Annotated in this window: 20 protein-coding genes and 1 pseudogene; 14 read left to right on the top strand and 7 right to left on the bottom strand. The window is 66.2% G+C overall.

Annotated elements, in window-relative coordinates:
• Positions 1-2 precede the first annotated feature (2 nt).
• The 6 genes and pseudogenes from AS26_RS01130 (at position 3) to AS26_RS01105 (ending at position 5,781) form a co-directional block, all read left to right on the top strand.
• Positions 3-1,345: pseudogene (locus AS26_RS01130) on the top strand (phenylacetate--CoA ligase family protein).
• A 54-nt stretch (positions 1,346-1,399) separates the two neighbouring features.
• Complete coding sequence (locus tag AS26_RS01125) at positions 1,400-1,708, top strand: EthD family reductase (protein WP_062305452.1); 309 nt, start codon at positions 1,400-1,402, stop codon at positions 1,706-1,708.
• A 23-nt stretch (positions 1,709-1,731) separates the two neighbouring features.
• Complete coding sequence (locus tag AS26_RS01120; RefSeq protein ID WP_062305529.1) at positions 1,732-2,124, top strand: thioesterase family protein; 393 nt, start codon at positions 1,732-1,734, stop codon at positions 2,122-2,124.
• A 182-nt stretch (positions 2,125-2,306) separates the two neighbouring features.
• The gene (locus AS26_RS01115; RefSeq protein ID WP_062305450.1) at positions 2,307-3,080 is read left to right on the top strand and encodes an enoyl-CoA hydratase-related protein; all 774 of its coding nucleotides are present in this window, start codon (positions 2,307-2,309) and stop codon (positions 3,078-3,080) included.
• A gap of 42 nt (positions 3,081-3,122) precedes the next feature.
• A complete protein-coding gene (locus AS26_RS01110; protein WP_062305449.1) occupies positions 3,123-4,319 on the top strand; it encodes a thiolase family protein in 1,197 nt (398 codons plus the stop codon).
• Between the two features lie 160 nt (positions 4,320-4,479).
• Positions 4,480-5,781: a DNA recombination protein RmuC gene (locus AS26_RS01105; protein WP_062305447.1), complete on the top strand. Its 1,302-nt coding sequence runs from the start codon at positions 4,480-4,482 to the stop codon at positions 5,779-5,781.
• Positions 5,782-5,819: 38 nt separating this feature from the next.
• On the opposite strand, the gene AS26_RS01100 is transcribed toward AS26_RS01105, so the two are convergent.
• From AS26_RS01100 to AS26_RS01090, 3 genes are all read right to left on the bottom strand, one after another.
• Complete coding sequence (locus tag AS26_RS01100; protein ID WP_083515940.1) at positions 5,820-6,020, bottom strand: YjzC family protein; 201 nt, start codon at positions 6,018-6,020, stop codon at positions 5,820-5,822.
• A gap of 63 nt (positions 6,021-6,083) precedes the next feature.
• Complete coding sequence (locus tag AS26_RS01095) at positions 6,084-6,758, bottom strand: LrgB family protein (protein WP_062305441.1); 675 nt, start codon at positions 6,756-6,758, stop codon at positions 6,084-6,086.
• Positions 6,755-7,195 (bottom strand): CidA/LrgA family protein, encoded by a 441-nt coding sequence (locus AS26_RS01090; protein WP_083515939.1) that lies wholly within the window; start codon positions 7,193-7,195, stop codon positions 6,755-6,757. The genes AS26_RS01095 and AS26_RS01090 overlap by 4 nt, the downstream gene beginning before the upstream one ends.
• Positions 7,196-7,318: 123 nt before the next feature.
• Here AS26_RS01090 and AS26_RS01085 point away from each other — a divergent pair, with 123 nt between their 5' ends.
• Complete coding sequence (locus tag AS26_RS01085) at positions 7,319-8,215, top strand: LysR family transcriptional regulator (RefSeq protein WP_062305438.1); 897 nt, start codon at positions 7,319-7,321, stop codon at positions 8,213-8,215.
• Between the two features lie 12 nt (positions 8,216-8,227).
• Here AS26_RS01085 and AS26_RS01080 read toward each other — a convergent pair whose 3' ends face one another.
• Positions 8,228-8,704: a PaaI family thioesterase gene (locus tag AS26_RS01080; RefSeq protein WP_062305436.1), complete on the bottom strand. Its 477-nt coding sequence runs from the start codon at positions 8,702-8,704 to the stop codon at positions 8,228-8,230.
• 1 nt (position 8,705) lies between these two features.
• Positions 8,706-9,359, bottom strand: coding sequence for an FMN-binding negative transcriptional regulator (locus AS26_RS01075; protein WP_062305435.1), 654 nt, complete (start codon positions 9,357-9,359; stop codon positions 8,706-8,708).
• A gap of 179 nt (positions 9,360-9,538) precedes the next feature.
• Between AS26_RS01075 and AS26_RS01070 the strand changes: the two genes are divergently transcribed.
• From AS26_RS01070 to AS26_RS01040, 7 genes are all read left to right on the top strand, one after another.
• Entirely contained in the window at positions 9,539-10,378 is an 840-nt protein-coding gene (locus AS26_RS01070) for an aminotransferase class I/II-fold pyridoxal phosphate-dependent enzyme (RefSeq protein WP_169793461.1), read from the top strand.
• Between the two features lie 12 nt (positions 10,379-10,390).
• Positions 10,391-11,503 carry a pyruvate dehydrogenase (acetyl-transferring) E1 component subunit alpha gene (gene pdhA, locus AS26_RS01065; RefSeq protein WP_062305433.1) on the top strand — a complete coding sequence of 371 codons (1,113 nt, stop codon included), beginning with the start codon at positions 10,391-10,393 and terminating at the stop codon, positions 11,501-11,503.
• Complete coding sequence (locus AS26_RS01060; protein WP_062305431.1) at positions 11,500-12,483, top strand: alpha-ketoacid dehydrogenase subunit beta; 984 nt, start codon at positions 11,500-11,502, stop codon at positions 12,481-12,483. The genes pdhA and AS26_RS01060 overlap by 4 nt, the downstream gene beginning before the upstream one ends.
• Positions 12,484-12,496: 13 nt before the next feature.
• A complete protein-coding gene (locus AS26_RS01055; RefSeq protein WP_062305429.1) occupies positions 12,497-13,855 on the top strand; it encodes a dihydrolipoamide acetyltransferase family protein in 1,359 nt (452 codons plus the stop codon).
• 12 nt (positions 13,856-13,867) lie between these two features.
• On the top strand, positions 13,868-14,635 hold the full coding sequence (locus AS26_RS01050; protein WP_062305427.1) for an enoyl-CoA hydratase-related protein: 768 nt from the start codon (positions 13,868-13,870) through the stop codon (positions 14,633-14,635).
• 151 nt (positions 14,636-14,786) lie between these two features.
• Positions 14,787-15,710: an EamA family transporter RarD gene (gene rarD, locus AS26_RS01045; protein ID WP_062305426.1), complete on the top strand. Its 924-nt coding sequence runs from the start codon at positions 14,787-14,789 to the stop codon at positions 15,708-15,710.
• 18 nt (positions 15,711-15,728) lie between these two features.
• Positions 15,729-16,979, top strand: coding sequence for an MFS transporter (locus tag AS26_RS01040; RefSeq protein ID WP_245629544.1), 1,251 nt, complete (start codon positions 15,729-15,731; stop codon positions 16,977-16,979).
• Positions 16,980-17,015: 36 nt separating this feature from the next.
• Here the strand turns inward: AS26_RS01040 and AS26_RS01035 are convergent, their stop codons facing one another.
• Together AS26_RS01035 and AS26_RS01030 are read right to left on the bottom strand one after the other, a co-directional pair.
• Entirely contained in the window at positions 17,016-17,417 is a 402-nt protein-coding gene (locus AS26_RS01035; protein ID WP_062305424.1) for a (R)-mandelonitrile lyase, read from the bottom strand.
• 19 nt (positions 17,418-17,436) lie between these two features.
• Positions 17,437-18,459: a zinc-dependent alcohol dehydrogenase family protein gene (locus AS26_RS01030; RefSeq protein WP_062305422.1), complete on the bottom strand. Its 1,023-nt coding sequence runs from the start codon at positions 18,457-18,459 to the stop codon at positions 17,437-17,439.
• Positions 18,460-18,637: the final 178 nt, after the last annotated feature.

Below are 18,637 nucleotides of genomic sequence, written 5' to 3'. Positions count from 1 at the left end.
GAATGCAGGTGGCTAGCATGTATCAGCCCGAAGTGGAGACCATGTCTCGCGCCGCGCTCGAGGCGCTCCAACTCGAGCGGCTGCGCGCCGTGTTGGATCGCGTCTACGCCAAGGTGCCGTTTTACCGCGCTCGTTTCGACGAGGCGGGCGTCAAGCCATCCGACCTGCGCACCCTCGCCGATTTGGCGCGCTTTCCGTTCACGCGCAAGCAGGATCTGCGCGATCACTATCCGCTGGGCCTTTTGGCCGTGGACCCACGGGAGGTGGCGCGCATCCACGGATCGTCGGGCACGAAGGGCAAGCCGACGCTCGTCGCCTATACCAAGGGCGATCTCGACCGCTGGAGCGAAGTGGTCGCGCGGGCCATCGTCACGGCGGGCGGCAAGCCGGGGGACGTCTTTCACGTCATTTACGGCTACGGCCTGTTCACGGGCGGGCTCGGTTTCCACTACGGCGCGGAGCGCCTCGGGATGACCGTGGTGCCCGTCTCGGGCGGTCAGACGGCTCGTCAGGCCACCCTGATGGAGGACTTGCGCCCGCGCGGGATCGCCGGCACGCCGTCGTATTGCCTGACCATCGCGGAGCACATGCGCGCGGAGGGCAAAGATCCGCGCAAGGTCGGGATCCAGTACGGGATCTTCGGCGCCGAGCCCTGGACGGAGGAGATGCGGCAGAAACTCGAGGACGCCTACGGGCTCAAGGCGATGGACGTGTACGGGCTGTCGGAGGTCATCGGGCCTGGCGTCGGGATCGAGTGCATCGAGGCGCAGGAAGGGCTGCATATCGCCGAGGATCACTTCCTCGTCGAGGTCATCCACCCCGACACGCTCGAACCCCTGCCGCCGGGCACGTATGGCGAGCTGGTGTTCACCACGCTCACCAAAGAGGCGATGCCGGTCATCCGGTACCGCACGGGCGACATCGCGGCGCTCATCCCCGAGCCGTGCCGGTGTGGCCGCACGCACGCGCGCATGACGCGCATCAAAGGGCGGATCGACGATATGCTCATTGTGCGGGGCGTGAACGTGTTTCCGTCGGAAATTGAGAAATTGAGGCGGTCCTCCTTGCGATGGAGGGGCTGTCTCCACACTATCAAATTGTCGTGGAGCGCGAGGGTGGATTGGACCGGCTGACGGTGCTCGTGGAGCTGGACTTGGTCTTTGCTCGTCAGGCGAGCCATCCGGACGCGTCCGGCGTCGAGCAGGCTCTGTGCGCCCGCGCCGCTTCGCGGTTGCGGGACGTCCTGGGGCTCAGCACGGAGGTGCGCGCCGTCCCGGCGGGGAGCTTGCCGCGCAGCGAGGGCAAGGCGGTGCGGGTGGTCGATCGCCGACACGTCTACGCGTGACACGTGTGACATCCCAGGTGCCGCATTCCTACGTGAGAAAGGGAGCGTTGAGGTATGATCAAGCTGATTGCGCTGTACAAAAAGCCCGCGGACGTGGAGGCGTTCGAAGCGCATTATCGCGAGGTGCATCTGCCGCTGGTGCAAAAGGTGCCTGGGCTCGTGCGCGCCGAGGTGACCCGCATTCAGTCGGACGCCATGGGCGGGGAGGCGCCCTACTATCTCATGGCAGAAATGTATTTCGAAAACGAAGAGACGTTCAAGCAGGCCATGAAGTCGCCGGAGAACAAGGCTGCGGCGAAGGACGTCATGAGCTTTGCGGGCGACATCGTCACGATGATGGTGGGCCGGATCGACGAGGGGTGATGCTCGAGGCGGAGGTGAGGGCGATGCGCGAAGGGCTGTTGCCAGGCCAGCGGAAGTCATGGGAGATCACCGTGACCGAGGACATGTGTCCTTCGTTCCTCGGAAAGCGCGTTCATCCCGTGCTGTCGACGGCGACCATGATTTCGTACATGGAATGGGTGGCTCGGCGAACCATCCTCGACTACCTCGAAGACGGCGAGGAGGGCATCGGCCACAGCGTGTCGGTTCGCCACCTGGCGCCTGCGCCCCTCGGCAAACGCGTGTCGTTTTACGCCGAGGTGACGCGCGTGGAGGGGCCGCGGGTGGATTGCCGCGTCTGGGCGGAACACGACAAGGCCCGGATCGGCGAAGGTGAAGTCGTGCAGTACATTTTGCCGAAGGAGAAGATCGAGGCGCGCATTCGGGCCATGGCGTGATCAACGAGCGAGGATTCGAGAAGGTGCTTGGCCACATCGAAGAGGCGCGCGCCCAAGGCGCACCGGTCGTCTGGTGATGTCCCAGGATGGCAGAAGCTGCGCTCCATCTGCGCGCAGCTTCTGGCCGCTCTCGCGGCGTTGCGCTATGATGAGATAGGGTACGCAGAAAGGAGCATCGGCGCATGCATGAAAGCGTTCGCGTGGAACACCAGGGGGCTGTGATGGTCGTCACTCTCAACCGGCCGGAAAAGGTGAACGCCTTGACCCGAGACACGCTGTTCGCCCTGCGGGAGGCGTTTCAGGCGGCGGGAGACGACGATGGCGTTCGGTCCGTGCTCTTGACGGGCGCGGGCCGCGGCTTCTGCGCGGGACAGGATTTGGATCTCGGCGGCGGTGACCCCGACTACGCCAAGGTCATCCGAGAGACGTACAATCCTCTCATCACCGCCATGACGCATCTGGAGAAACCCATCGTCTGCGCCGTCAACGGTGTCGCGGCAGGTGCCGGCGTCAGCCTTGCGCTCGCCTGTGATCTCCGCGTCGCCTCCGAATCGGCCGTCTTCATTCAGGCTTTTGTGAATATTGGACTCATTCCCGACTCCGGGGGAACCTGGTTCTTGCCGCGCATTGTCGGGCTCGGGCGCGCCATGGAACTAGCGATGCTGGGCGATCGCGTCGATGCCGCGCGCGCCTACGAGATCGGCCTCGTCAACCGCGTGGTGCCCGCGGATCAGCTGATGGCGGAGGCCATGGCGCTCGCGGACCGGCTCGCGTCGATGCCGACGCGCGCCATCGGCCTCATCAAGCGGGCGCACTACGAGGGCATGGAGCAGACGCTGGCGCAGTCGCTCGAGCTCGAGGCCGTCCTGCAGAAGGAGGCGGGCCAAACGGAGGATCACCAGGAAGGCGTGCGGGCGTTTTTGGAAAAGAGGCCGCCGCGATTTCAGGGCCGCTAGGCTCTGATTTCGCTGTATTTCTTCGGTGAAAGGAGATTTCACATGCGAAACGTGTGGATCGCCGAATATGTGCGCACGCCCATCGGCCGACAGGGCGGGGCGCTCAAGCGCGTTCGCCCGGACGATCTCGCTGCGCACGTGTTGAAGCACGTCTGTGAACGGGCCGGGATCGATCCGGGGCAGGTGGAGGAAGTCTATATGGGATGCGCCAACCAGGCGGGGGAGGACAACCGGAACGTGGCGCGCATGGCGGTGCTCCTCGCGGGCTTTCCCGAGCACGTGCCGGGCGTCACCGTCAACCGCCTGTGCGCCTCGGGGCTGGAGGCCGTGAATCAGGCGGCGAAGGCGATTGCGCTTGGCGAGATCGACATCGCCATCGCCGGGGGCGTGGAGAGCATGACGCGCGCGCCGCTCGTGTTTCCGAAGCCGGAGATGGAGTACGTGCGCGGCAACCAGCTGATGTGGGATACGACGCTCGGCTGGCGCATGCCGAACCCGCGCTTTCCGTATCCGCTCGAGAGCATGGGCGAGACGGCGGAAAACGTGGCGGAGCAGTTCGGTATCTCGCGTGAGGACCAGGACGCGTTTGCGCTCGCGAGCCAGCGAAAAGCGGCGAGGGCGCAGGCGGAGGGCATCTTCGCGGAGGAGATTGTGCCTGTCGTCGTGAAGGAGAAGAAGCAGGAGACAGTGGTCGATCGCGACGAGCACCTTCGGCCGGACACCACCCTGGAGGGGCTCGCGAAGCTCAAGCCGGCCTTCCGCGAGGGCGGCACGGTGACGGCGGGCAACTCCTCGGGCATCAACGACGGCGCGGCGGCACTCGTGCTGGTGTCGGAGGAGAAGGGGCGAGAACTCGGCCTGAAGCCGCTCGCGCGCTGGGTGGCGAGCGCCACGGCGGGAGTCAGCCCGCGCGTGATGGGCATTGGCCCCGTGTACGCTGTGCGCAAGCTCCTCGCGAGGATGGGCGTTCGGGTGGACGAGATCGACTGGGTGGAGCTGAACGAGGCGTTTGCCGCGCAGTCGGTGGCGTGCATCCGCGAGCTGGGATTCGATCCCGCCAAGGTGAATCCGAATGGCGGCGCCATTGCGCTGGGGCATCCGCTCGGCTGCTCGGGGGCGCGCCTCGCGGGAACGCTCGCGAAGCAGATGGCGCGGACGGGCGCGCGTTACGGGATTGCCACCCTGTGCGTCGGCGTGGGGCAGGGCGTGGCGACGCTCCTCGAACGGGTGGAGGCGTGAGGTAACCCGCGCGGCGTTCGCGCGCTGCGCGCCGCACGGTCGTGCGCCGCAGCGTCGAACGAGGTACAATCGAGGCAGCGAGAACGGCCTCCGGCCGGGCGGGACAGGCGTTCCGCGGGCCGAGAGGCCGTTTTGACCTTGGAGGCTAGGAGGGCTCGCATTGCAAACGGTCGAGTTGGTGTTGCTTTTCGTGCTGTTGGGGTTTGCCGCATGGACGATTTGGCGAGTGGAGGGAACGCAGCGCAGCCAACAGCGGCTGCTCGCGGAGCTCGAGGGCTTCGAACGGGCGCTGAGAGACCTGCGCATGGACATGACGCAGGCGATTCAGGCTCAGAGCCAGGCGCAGATGAGCGCGCACGCGGAAGCGTCGCGCAGCCTGGCGCAGGCGCTCTCGCTGCAGCACCAGAATCTGCTGCACGCGCTCGGCGAGTGGAACGAGAAGGACTGGGCACAGCTCGAGTCGTTCAGCCAGCGGTTCAGCGAGTGGGCGCAGCACACGGCACGGCAACTCGAGGCCGTGCGCGACACCGTGGAACGCAGGCTCCAGTATCTTCAGGAGGAGAATCGCAAGGAGCTCGAGCGCATGCGCACGACGGTCGATGAAAAGCTGCACCAGACGCTCGAGCGCCGCCTGGGCGAGTCGTTCCAGCTCGTAAGTCAGCGCCTCGAGCAGGTGCATCAAGGGCTCGGCGAGATGCAGTCGCTCGCGGCAGGTGTGGGGGACTTGAAGCGCGTGCTCTCCAACGTCAAGGCGCGCGGCATCCTCGGGGAGGTTCAGTTGGAAAATCTCCTGGAACAGCTCATGAGCCCCGAGCAGTATGCGCGCAACGTCGCGGTCAAGCCGGGATCGGACGAGCGCGTCGACTTCGCCATCCGCCTTCCCGGGCGCGAGGGGGACGATCCCGTCTGGTTGCCCATCGACGCAAAGTTTCCGCTCGAGGATTACCAGCGGCTCGTGGAAGCTCAGGAAGCGGGCGATCAGGCTGCGTTTCTCGAAGCGGCGAAGGCGCTTGAGGCGCGGATCCGCGATGAGGCCAAGTCCATCCGCCAAAAGTACATCGCGCCGCCCCACACCACCGAGTTCGCGCTCCTCTTCCTCCCGATGGAAGGCCTCTTCGCCGAGGTTCTGCGCCGAAGCGGTCTGTGGGAGTCTTTGTCGCGCGAATACCGCGTCATGGTGACGGGCCCGACGACGCTCGCGGCGCTTTTGAACAGCCTGCAGATGGGCTTTCGCACGCTCGCGATTCAGAAGCGCTCGAGCGAGGTCTGGCAGTTGCTCGGCGCCATCCGAACGGAATTCGGCAAGTTTGGCGATCTGCTCGCGCGCACGCGCAAAAAACTGGAGGAGGCGTCCAACGCCATCGATCGCGCCGCGACGCGATCGCGCCAAATCGAACGCAAACTCGTCGCGGTGGAGGCGCAGCCGGAACTCCCCGACGCGTCCTGGGAGGAAGAGGCATAAACGAAAGGACAGCACGGGCGATATGCCCGCGCTGCGCGTCAGTGCTTGTGGCTCGTCTTGATGCGGCGCCATTTGCGGTCGTCATTGGTGGTCTCGGGGAATCGCTCGCCCTTGTGAAGGTACACGCGCTTCGGATGATGCAGGTCTTCGCTGTCCGGGTGCGCGCCGACTTCGATGTAGACGCCGTTGTTCGGCGCCTTGTACCCCGGCGTGAATTCGGATCGCTCGCCCACGGCCATCACCTCAGGCGTAGCATGTTCGAGGATGCGCCGGTCGATGCCCGGGGCTTGTTTCCTGAAGTGTCATCCGAGTGCATGGACAAGCGGCGGCGCGAGGCCGAGCGTGATAAAGGCCGCGACAATCATGGCGAGGCTCGAACACGTGCCTTCCATGGCGCCATATTCAAAGGCGCGCGCCGTGCCAATGCCGTGCGACCCCATGCCGAACAGCGCGCCGCGCGCGACGGGCGATTGGAGCCGCAACAGCCGCAGGAGCCACGGCCCCACGATGACGCCCGTGATGCCGGTCAAGATGACGAACACGGCCGTCAGCGTGGGGATGCCGCCGATGGCCTGCGCGATGTCCATCGCGATGGGCGTGGTGACGGATCGCGGCGCGATGCTCGTCACGACGACGTGATTCAGGCGCAGGAGCCTGGCCAACAGGACCGAACCCGTGATGCCTGTGGCGGAACCAAACGTCAAGCTCACCAAAAACTCCGGCCAGTGGGCCTTGAGGACGTGAAAGTGGCGGTGCAAAGGCACGGCGAAGGCCACGGTGGCCGGCCCGAGGAGCGCCGTCAGCCATCGGGCGGAGGCGTCGTACGCCGCGTACGAGGTATGGGTGAAGTGCAGGAATAAGACGAGCGCGATGAGCGACGTGATCATGGGATTGAGGAACACGACGTGAAAACGCCGGTACAGCGCCTTGCAGGCGGCGTAACACACCAGCGTGGACACGAGGCCAAGCCACGTCATGATGCACTCGCCTCCCGCGACGGGTCTTGCTCGAGCCGCGGCCTCCGGTTGCGCGCACGCCAGACGGCTTCGGCCACGCCTCCTGTGACGGTCATGACAAGCAGGGTTCCGACCACCACGACGGCGACGATCTTCCAACCGTCCTGACGCATGAGCGGTGCGTAGGTCATCACGCCGACCGACGAAGGAATGAAAAACAGAAGGAGCTCTCGAATGAGCAGATCCGCGCCGCGTTCGATCCAGCGCAATTTCACGACGCCCAATTGAAGCAGCGCAAATACAAGGGCCACACCCAGGATGCTGCCCGGGACGGGCAGGTGCAACCATCGCGCCACGGCGTTGCAAGCCAGTGTGACGGCGTAGAGCCCTGCTATTTGCACGAGCGCGACGGCGGTGGCCCTGAGACGAGCGGATAACGATTGCGCGAAGGACCGCACAAGGATCCCTCCCATCTGGCGCATGTCTTCGCTGATCTCAGGATACGCTGCGCAAAATAAGACGTCTAATATATAATTTTATCGTTAATGATATGTGTAACGAATGAAAATCCGAAGGAGCGGATGCCTACGGAACTGCGCCAGCTCGAATACTTCGTGGCTGTGGCCGAAGAGCTTCACTTTGGCAGGGCGGCTAGGCGCCTCGGCCTGACGCAGCCCCCGCTGAGTCAGCAGATTCAGAAGCTCGAGGACGAGATCGGCGTCACGTTGTTCGACAGGACGAACCGGCGGGTGCAGCTGACACACGCGGGCCGCGCGCTGCTCACCGAAGCTCGGAAGGTGTTGGCGCACGTGGAGACGGCGGTGAAAGCGGCCAGGGACGCGGCCGCGGGCCGGGTGGGGAGGCTCTCCATCGCCTTCGTGGGATCGGCGACGTACGGTTGGTTGCCGGCCGTCGTACGCGCCTACCAGGAACAGCATCCGGACGTCGAACTCGTCCTCAGGGAGATGCCCACGCCGGCGCAGATCGAAGCGCTCACCGCCGGCGAGGCGGACGTCGGTGTGCTTCGCTTGCCTGCGCAGCACCCCGATCTTCACGTCCGCCTCGTCGAGCGAGACGACTGCGTCGCCGTGGTCCCGAGCGAGCACCCGCTCGCGACGCGAGGCTCCTTGTTTCTGGTGGAACTCGCGGAGGAGCCGTTTGTGCTGGTGTCCCGAGGCATCTGGCCGGGCCTCTACGACGGGTTCATCACGCTCGCACGCGCGCTGGGGTTTGAACCGCGCGTGCGGCTTGAGGTGACCGAGGTGCAGACGGCTGTCGGACTGGTGGCGGCGGGACTCGGCGTCGGCATTGTGCCGAGCGCCGCAGAGCGCGTGCATCGGCCGGATGTCCGCTATCTGCGCATCGACGGCCAAGCGCCCACCGTGGAGCTCGGCGTGGCGTGGCGCCGCCGGGACACGTCTCCGCTCGTGGCCGCGTTTTTGGCCCTGGCCGAGTCGGCCCATGGTCAGCGCCTGTAGGGATTGCGCAGTTCACGAGCGGCGCATCGCATCCGGGACCGTCACGACGACCGCCCGCGCCTCGACGCACAAGACATCGTGGGCCCACACCTGGGTCTCGATCACGGCCTTCCGCTCCGTGGTCTCGACGACGCGCCCCACTGCGCGCAGGGGCAAGCCCATGGGGGTGGGCCTGCGGTATTCCACGTGCAGGGATGCCGTCACGCAGCGCGGCACGGGGGTCCCGTCGCCCAGTTGGCCGCCTCGAGCACGAAGAAGGGCGAGCGCCCCAGAGCCCGTGCTGTGACAGTCGACAAGGCAAGCGAGATACCCTCCGTACACAAACCCTGGCACGGCCGTGTGGATGGGTTCTGGCTGCGCTTCGGTCACCGTGACATCGCCATCCCAGCGCGTGCGGAAGTGATGGCCGTGCGCATTGAGCCGTCCGCATCCGTAGCACCAGGCAAAGTCGTCGGCATAATGGTCCTGAACGTAAGGAGAATGGTTCATCTCAGGAGGCTCCTTTCGGTTTGGAATCGCGCTCCGCAGCGTCGGCGGGCCTGGCGAGGACGAGCCGGCGCATCCAAGCGGCCAAGGCGCGAGCATCGGCGTCGTCCAGCGACTCAAGCGCTTCCACCACGCGCCTACGCACGTCGAGCGGCTTGTTCTGGCTGAGCTTCGCCGCGGCCTCGATGCGTTCGATATCGATGCGAAACGGGACGATACCGCGCATCAGGTTTCGATAGTACGGGCGATCGCGTTCGGCCGGCAGCGGGGACTGGGGATCGTACGCGAGGAGAAGGCGATCCAGAAGGTCCGCCGCGGCTTCCTCGTCTTCCATCACCTTTGCGCGGCCGTACACGTGCACGGCGACGTAGTTCCAGGTCGGCACCTGTTCAGCGAGGCCGTACCAGGCGGGTGAGATGTAGGCGTGCGGCCCCTGAAAGACGGCGAGGCACTGCGCCTCGTGAAGACACTTCGCCTGCGGATTGGCCCGCGCGAGGTGTCCGAAGAGCGCCGCCTCGGCGGGATCGTACACAAGGGGGGCGTGGGACGCCATGATGTCCTCGCCGACCGACGTGACGAGCAGCGCAAAGCTGTGCTCGCGAAGAACGGTTTCAATGAGCTGCGCGTCCTGAAGCTGAAAGAATTTTGGGATGTACATGGGCCACCTCCGCGCGGACACTCAGGCTCTGCTCGAGCGCCCTGCGATCTTCAGAATAACACGGAATGGAAGATCCGCCTGCGACCTCTCTTGACATTCTCGCATGGTCTGGTATGCTTACGATAGTCAAGCAAGCGCTTGTTTTGTAACCGGAGGTGTCTTCCGTGGGGACGGGGTTGATTTCCGCACGGGGTTCGCTCGGCCATGTCGCCCGCTACGCGCCCGGCAAGCCGATTGAAGAGGTCCAGCGCGAGTTGGGTTTGACGCACGTGGTCAAGTTGGCTTCCAATGAAAACGCTTACGGATGTTCGCCGAAGGCAGCGAAGGCGGTTGCGGAGGAGATGGCGAAAGCCGCGCTGTATCCTGAATCCGTCTCGCCTCGCCTTGCGGAGAAGCTCGTGTTCGTGTGCAACCCCAACAATCCCACGGGCACCATCGTCGGCGCTGACGCGCTCAGGCGCTTCATCGAGTGCGTGCCCGCTCGCGTCCTCGTGGTCGTCGACGAGGCGTATTACGAATACGTCACCTCTGCCGACTACCTTCAGACCATCCCACTCCTTGGCGCTCATCCGAACCTTGTCGTCCTGCGCACGTTCAGCAAGATCTACGGGCTCGCCGGGCTTCGCATCGGCTACGGCGCGATGCACCCGGACGTGGCCTCCGTACTACACAAGGTGAGAGGGCCTTTCAACACGAGCCGGTTGGCACAGGCGGCCGCGCTCGCGTCCCTTGACGATGCGGATTTCGCCGCGATGTGCCGCGAGCAAAACGCCCAGGAACGGGATCGCGTCGCGCGATCGCTTGCCGAGATGGGCCTACGCGTCTACCTGTCCGAAACCCATTTTCTCCTGTTCGAAGTGCCGGGATCAGGCGAAGAGGTGGCCCATCGTCTGCTTCGCCATGGTGTCATCGTCCGAGCCGGGGAAGGCCTCGGTGCCCCCGGGACCGTGCGGGTCTCGCTGGGCACGCCCGAGGAAAACGACGCATTTCTTCGCGCACTGACACATTCCATGGAATGAGGAGGGCTTCGCATGTTGGCGGAACATGATCGGGCCGAGCGGCTCATGGCTATCGCCAAGGCGGAAGGGCTGTACGAGGAGATTCACCTCCTGAAGGAGGACGGCACGCTCGCCGGATCCGTGGACGACATCTCGCCTGAGGTCATGGTGGCGATGTACCGACACATGGTGTTCGCCCGCGCGTTTGACCGGAAGGCCATCGCGCTCCAGCGCCAGGGCCGGATCGGCACGTACGCGCCGTTCGAGGGCCAGGAGGCCGCGCAGGTGGCGAGCGCCATGGCGCTCGCGCCCGAGGACTTCGTCTTCCCGTCCTATCGCGATCACGCCGCGACCATGGTGCTCGGGCAGTCGCCCGCGAACGTGCTGCTGTACTGGTCGGGGCGGGTCGAAGGCATCCGCAGCCCGGAGGGCCGACACATCCTTCCGCCCAGCGTGCCGATTGCGACGCACGTGTTGCACGCCGTCGGCGCCGCCTGGGCCAGCCGGCACCGGAAGGAGGCGGCCGTCAGCATCGCGTACTTCGGCGACGGCGCGACGAGCGAGGGCGACTTTCACGAGGCGCTCAATTTCGCGGGCGTCTTCCACCTGCCGGTCATCTTCTTCTGCCAAAACAACGGTTATGCCATCAGCGTGCCGTTCTCGCGCCAGTCGGCCTCGCGCACCATTGCGCAGCGGGCCATCGCCTACGACATCGTCGGCGTGCGCGTCGACGGCAACGACGCGTTCGCGGTGTACCGCGCGGTGAAGGAGGCGAGGGCGCGTGCGCTACACGGTCTCGGGCCGACGCTCATCGAGGCGGTGACCTTCCGCATGGGCGCGCACACGACGGCGGACGATCCGACGCGCTACCGCGATCAAAAGGCGGTCGTAGAAGCGTGGCAGAAGCGAGATCCCATCGCGCGCCTGCGCCTGTACCTCGAGTCGCAAAGGCTTTGGTCGGATGCCGACGAGGCGAAGCTCCAGGAGGAGGTCAGGGCGCGGGTAGAGGCGGCTGTGGACGAAGCGCTCTCCATTGCGCCGCCCGACATGGAGATGATGTTCGATCACGTCTACGCAGAAGCGCCCTGGCACCTCGCCGCCGAGCGCGAGGAGTACCGCCGGTCTCGTGAGGGGGTGTCCGTATGAGCAGGATGTTGAATCTGGTCCAGGCCATCAACGAGGCGCTGGACCTCAAGCTCGCGGACGATCCGCGCGTCGTGCTCCTCGGGGAGGACATCGGCAAAAACGGGGGCGTGTTTCGCGCGACCGACGGTCTTCTCGAGAAGTACGGCGAGGAGCGCGTGATCGACACGCCGCTTGCCGAATCGGCCATCATCGGCACCTCCGTCGGTATGGCGGTGAACGGCCTCATTCCCGTGCCGGAGATTCAGTTCTTGGCGTTCATCTTCCCTGCGCTGGATCAGCTGTTTTCGCACGTCGCCCGGATGAGGTACCGGTCGCAGGGCCAGTTCCCCGTGCCGATGACTATCCGCACGCCGTACGGCGCGGGCATCCATGGCCCGGAGCTCCACGCCGAGAGCGTGGAGAGCTTCTTCGCGCACACGCCGGGGCTGAAGGTGGTGGTGCCGAGCGGCCCGTATGACGCGAAGGGGCTCCTCATCTCCGCCATCGAAGATCCGGACCCCGTGGTGTTCCTGGAGCCCACCAAGCTGTACCGCGCCTTCCGCGAGGAGGTGCCCGAAGGGCTGTACCGCGTGCCCATCGGCAAAGCGAAGCGGGTGCGCGAGGGCGAAGACGTGTCGGTGTTCGCGTGGGGCTCGATGCTGCGCACGGCACTCAAGGTGGCAGACGCCCTCGAGCGCGAGCGCGGCTTCACCTGCGACGTGATCGACCTGCGCACGCTGTATCCGCTCGATCGCGACGCCATTGTCGAGTCGGTCCAGAAAACGGGGCGCGCGGTGGTGGTGCACGAGGCGCACAAGACGGCGGGGCTTGGGGCCGAGATTGTGTCGCTCATCAACGAGGAGGCGCTTCTCTACCTTCGGGCGCCCATCAAGCGGATTGCCGGGTTTGATGTGCCGGTCCCGTTCTTCGCGCTGGAGGACGAATACATGCCGACCGAAGCGCGGATTCGCGCCGGGATCGAAGAGACCATCATGTTCTGAGGCGGGAGACGATATGGAATTCAAACTGGCGGACATCGGCGAGGGCATTCACGAAGGCGAGATTTTGCGCTGGTTGGTGAACGAGGGCGATCGCGTCGATCAGGACGCGCCGCTCGTGGAGGTGCAGACGGACAAGGTGGCGGCGGAGCTGCCGTCTCCCGTGGCGGGCGTCGTGGAGCGCATCGTGGCGCGCGAAGGGCAGGTGGTGCCCGTGGGGACGGTGCTCGCAGTCATTCGCGAGGCGGGCGCCGATAAGGCGGCTTCGGTAGCTGCGGCGGCTTCGGCAGGTTCGGCGGCTGCGCCTGCGGCGAGTGTCGCGCAGACGGTCCGTCCAGAGCAGGCCTCGCCTCGCGGGCAACGTGAGCCGCAGCCTGAGCACACGGCTCGCGCGTCGGCCGCGCCTCAGGCGAGCCAAGCCGCGCCCAAAGAGGGGAGGCGGCGGGCGCTCGCCACGCCGCACGTGCGCGCACTGGCGCGGAAGCTTGGCGTGAACATCGACGAGATCGACGGGACGGGCCCCATCGGCCGGGTGACGGAGGAGGACGTGCGCCGCTTCGCGGAGGGCGGGCGCGAGCCCGGGGCCCAGCCCGCCCAAGCGAGCGCGGAGACGGGCGCCGGCGTTCAGGCGAAAGCCACGTCCCACGCGGCGACGCCCGGGCCGGCGGGCGATCTCGTCGACCAGGTGCCGCTGCGCGGGCTCAGGCGGCGCATCGCCGAGCACATGGTGCAGGCCAAGCGCATCATCCCACACGCGACGCACATCGACGAGATCGAGATGGACGGCATCGAGGCGCTCCGCGACCGGCTGCGGCCGTACGCGGAGGCGCGGGGCGTGAAGCTCACATCGCTCGCGTTCTTCGCGAAGGCGGCGGCCATCGCGCTGAAGGAGTTCCCGTACGTCAACGCGTCGGTCGACGAGGCGCAGGAGCACGTGCTGCTCAAGAGGTATTATCACATCGGCATCGCGGTCGACACGGAGCAGGGGCTCATCGTGCCCGTCGTGAAGCACGCGGACCAGAAGTCGGTCTTCGAGATTGCAGCGGAGGTGTCGGATCTCGCCCGGCGGGCGCGCGAAAACCGTTTGTCGCTCGACGAGGTGACGGGCAGCACGTTCACCATCTCGAACGCCGGCGCGCTCGGCGGGCTGTGCGCGACGCCCATCATCAACTACCCGGAGTCGGCCATTCTCGGCATTCACAAGATGGAGCCGCGTCCCGTCGTGCGCAACAACGAGATTGTCATTCGCAACATCGCCCACGTGTCCCTCTCGTTTGATCACCGCATCATCGACGGCGGCATGGCGATTCGCTTCACCAACCGCGTGCGCGAGCTGTTGGAGGAGCCGGATCGGCTGTGGGCGGAGCTTCGGTAGGGAGGTGCTCGCGTGGCGTACCTGTCCATTCGCGATGACGGGCCGGTTCGCGTGGTGCGCATCGCGCGCGACGAGCGGTTGAACGCGCTCAACCTCGAACTCGTGGACGAATTGGTCGCGGCCCTGGAGGCCGCGGACGCGGAAGAGCAGGTGCGAGCCATCGTCCTGACGGGCGGGGACAAGGCGTTTGCGGCGGGCGCGGATATCGCGGAGATGGCCGAGGCGAGCGCCGTGGAGATGAAGCTGCGCGATCAGTTCCGCGTCTGGGACCGCATCCGCGGCGTGCACAAGCCCGTGATTGCGGCGGTCCGCGGCTTTGCGCTCGGCGGCGGGTGCGAACTCGCCCTGGCGTGCGATCTCGTCATCGCGGGCGAGAGCGCGAAGTTCGGTCAGCCTGAAGTGAAGCTCGGGCTCATGCCGGGGGCGGGCGGCACACAGTGGCTGGCGCGCAGGCTGGGCAAGGCGCGGGCCCTTGAACTCCTTTGGCTCGGGGAGCCTATCTCGGCGAAGGAGGCGTTGGCGCTTGGGCTCGTGAACCGCGTCGTGCCGGACGAGGCGTGCCTGCAGGCGGCGGTGGATCTCGGCAAGCGCTTGGCCGAGATGCCGCCCGTGGCACTCCGGTGCATCAAGGAAGCCGTGTATCAGGCGATGGACACGGCGCTTGCTGACGGCCTCGAGGCGGAGCGGAACCTGTTTTATCTGCTCTTTGCGACGGAAGACGCGCGCGAAGGCATGCGCGCGTTCATGGAACGGCGAAAGCCCACGTTTCGCGGCCGCTAGTCAGGCGAACGGTTCGTTACACGGCCAGTCGGGTCCCGGAGACCGAGCCCGCCGCCCACGGGCGCGGCTGCGCGCAAAGGGGGGTGCGCGCACCGCCATGCTGCGCTATGATGAAGGACGTTGAACGAGACAGAAACGGAGTGGCGCAGCGGTGACGGATCGCAAAGGGCTGTGGTACGCGTTTTTGGCCTACGCGGGCTGGGGGCTTCTCCCCGCGTATTGGAACGTGTTCGAGCGGATGTCTCCGTATGAGCTCCTGTCGTATCGCATGGTGTTTTCGGCGCTGACCATCTGGATCTGGGTGGCGCTCGCGCGCCGCACGCGAAGCGTGGCGGGCGTGATGCGCGACGGACGCCGGGCGTGGCTCATGGTGCTCGGCTCGCTCATGATCACGGTCAACTGGCTGACGTTCATCGTCGCGGTGAACACCGGGCATGTGGTGGAATCGAGCCTCGGATACTACATCAACCCGATTGTGAACGTCGTGTTCGGACTCCTCCTCTTTCGCGAGCGGCTCGACGGCTGGCAGTGGGGGGCGCTCGTCGTCGCGTTGGCGGGCGTGGGCATCATGATCGGGGCCTACGGACAGGTGCCGTGGCTGGCGCTCGCGCTCGCCGGATCGTTCGGCCTGTACGGCGTGGTGAAAAAGCGCGTGGATGCAGACGCCGTGCAAAGCCTCACGTGGGAGACCACGCTCGCCCTGCCGCTGGCCGCTCTGTACCTGGCCGCGACGTTCGCCACGCATCGCGTGACGGTCACCGCGCTCGCGAGCTGGCAGATGGCGCTCCTCGTCTTGAGCGGCCTGTTCACGGCCGTACCGCTGCTTCTCTTCGCGATGGCGGCCAAGCGGTTGAGCCTCGCGACCCTCGGCATGGTGCAGTACATCTCGCCCACCCTGCAACTCGTCATTGGCCTCGCGGTCGATCACGAGGCCTTCACGCGGGCCGATGCCATCGGGTTTGCGTGCATCTGGCTGGCGCTCGCGCTCTACACCATCTCTCTGGTGCGAAACGAGCGGCGCCATCGCTATAGCCGAGCGCATGGCCGGGCGGTGAGCGAGGCCGCGAAAGGGTGAACGGAATCCTTGAGAACCATGCTTCGGGCGACGCTCCGTTCGGCCATGTTGGACATCACGCCGCTTCGCACGTCGCCCGCGTTTTTTCGGCTCTGGATGGGCAGCGGCATCTCGACCCTCGGGGGCACCATGACGCCCTTCGCGGTCATGCTGCAGGTGTATCGAGGTACGCACAGCACGCTCGACGTCGGGTTGACCGGCCTTACCAGCGCGCTTCCAGGCGCGCTGTTCGTGCTCCTCGGCGGAAGCGTGGGCGACCGCGTCGATCGCCGCAAGCTCGCTCTTCTCGCCACAAGCGGGCAGATGCTCGTGTCGGCGCTCCTCGCTGTGCAGGCGCTCATGGCCTGGTCCGCGCTGTGGCCCATCTACGCACTCTTGTGCGCGCAGTCGGTGCTCGGAGCCATCAACGCCCCAGCGCGCCGGACATTTGTGCCGCGCCTTCTGCCCAAGGAGCAGGTCAGAGCGGGGCAGACGCTCAACACCTTGGCCATTCGCTTTGGGGAGGTCGCTGGGCCTTCGCTTGCGGGCGTGATCGCCAGTTTCGCCGGGCTCGGGTGGTGTTACGCCTGCGACGCGGCGACCTTCCTCGCAGCGCTCTACGCCATCTATCGTCTGCCGCCCATGATGCCGGAGGGCCATGCCAAGCAGCGGGGCATGTTGGACGGCGTGATGGAGGGACTGCGCTTCTTAGGGCGATCCCGCGCCCTCCTCGGCGCCCTGTTGGCTGACCTCAGTGTCACCGTGCTCGGCGTGCCCACCGCGCTCCTGCCTGCGCTCGTCAGCGAGCGCTTCGGTGGCCGGTCGGAGACGCTCGGCCTGATGATGGGCGCGCCACCGGCATCGGCGGCCTGGTCATCCTTGCTCTGTCGGGCCCTGTGCGCCACATTCGGTCCGAAGGCAAAGCGATTCTGGTCGCCTGTGCGACCTGGGCCATCGCCGCGGTGGGACTCGGGCTCGCCCCCCTTCGTCTGGCTCTGTGTGGCCCTGCTGGGGCTCATGGGCGCGGCGGATTCCATCCTCGTGGTGATGCGCTCGACGCTCATCCAGCAAGGGACACCGGACGGCCTGCGCGGACGCATTTCCAGCGTGGATTACCTGGTGGGGACCGGCGGCCCGCAGCTCGGCAATCTCCGCGCAGGGCTCGTGGGGAGCGCGCTCCCGCCCGGTGCGGCCATCGCCGTCGGCGGGCTTTTCACGCTGGCCGCCATCTTTTGCGTCGGCTGGTTCGTCCCCGAGCTGCGGAGGGCGCGGGCCGAAGACGCCCCGTGATGCTTCGCGCCGATGCGCGTCGGGGCAGGGACCGACTCACGAGCCGCGCCGATATTCCTCGTCGGTGACGTGCTCCAGCCACTGAACGGGCGATCCGTCGAGCGCCTCCTGAATCGCCACGTGGCTCATGGCGTGTTCCGGCGAAGCGCCGTGCCAGTGGCGCTCGCCAGGCTCAAACCAGACGACGTCGCCCGGGTACACCTCCTGGACGGGCTCGCCTTCTCGCTGCACCCAGCCCACGCCCTCCAGGATGATGAGCATCTGGCCGAGCGGATGCGTGTGCCACGCCGTGCGCGCGCCGGGCTCGAAGCGCACCACCGCCGCGCCGACGCGCGCCGGGGCTTCGGCGTTGAAGGCGGGCGTGACTGACACGCGCCCCGTGAACGTCGCCTCCGGCCCGGCGTACGGTTTGCGATCTCGATTGCGCACGATTTTCATCCTGGCCTGGCGCCTCCTCTCAGGTCTCTGGCCACAACAACGCCTTAATGGCCCGGCGCTCGTGCATCGCTCGGTACCCTTCCGCCACCTGGTCGAGCGGCAGTTCCAGATCGAACACTTTCCCGGGCTGAATCTTCTTCTCCCACACCAACTGGATGAGATCGGGCAGGTACTTGCGGACGGGCGCCGGACCGCCGTGCAGGTGAATCTGTTTGTAGAAGAGCGTCCGCCCGTCCAGGGATACGCCGTGAGGCACCCCGACGAAGCTCATGTGGCCGCCCGGGCGCGTGCACTGAATCGCCTGCGACATGGACTCCTGCGTGCCGACGCACTCGAGCACCGACTCCGCGCCGAGGCCGTCCGTCATCTCGAGCACGCGCTTCGCGCCTTCCTCGCCGCGCTCTTCGACGATGTCGGTTGCGCCGAACTCCTTCGCCAGGGCCTGTCGCTTTTCGTGCCGGCTCATGATGATGATGCGGGAGGCGCCCATCTGTTTCGCCGCAATCACGGCGCACAGGCCCACGGCTCCATCCCCGACCACCACCGCGGTCTTGCCAGGCCGCACTTCCGCCGCGTCGGCAGCGAACCAGCCCGTGCCCATGACGTCCGACAGGGTGAGAAGGCTTGGGATCAGCTCGCGATCCGGCACGCCCGGCGTGGGAACCAGGGTTCCGTCCGCCCACGGAATTCGCACGTATGGCGCCTGCGCGCCGGGGATGCTGCGCCGATTCACGCACGACGACGGATAGCCCGCCTGGCACAGCGGACAGGTGCCGTCGGTGGCGAAGAACGAGCCAACGACGAATTGACCGGGCCGAATCCGTTCGACGGCCGGGCCGACTTCTTCCACGACGCCCACGTACTCATGTCCCATCGGGATGGGGCGTTCGATGGGATTCAGGCCGCGATACGTCCACAAATCGGAGCCGCAGACGCATGTCGCCACGATGCGGAGGATGGCGTCGGTCGGCTCTTCGATGCGCGGCGTATCCCGCTCTTCGAACCGCACGTCATAGGGGACGTGAATCACCGTGCCTTTCATGCACATGCCTCCTTGGGTTTCAGGATGATGGGTTTTCAGTTGCCCACTTATCATTGTTTCACACGCTTCGGCGTTTGGCGAAGAGATTTGTCGTCAACCACACGCCAAATGTGCAATTGTACACAGCCGAACCCAAACTGTCCCACACATCGGCGTGTGGGTGGTCAAGGAAAACCCG

This window comes from Alicyclobacillus sendaiensis NBRC 100866 (assembly GCF_001552675.1).
Lineage (GTDB): Bacteria > Bacillota > Bacilli > Alicyclobacillales > Alicyclobacillaceae > Alicyclobacillus > Alicyclobacillus sendaiensis.
This window is presented reverse-complemented; position numbering and strand designations above follow the sequence as displayed.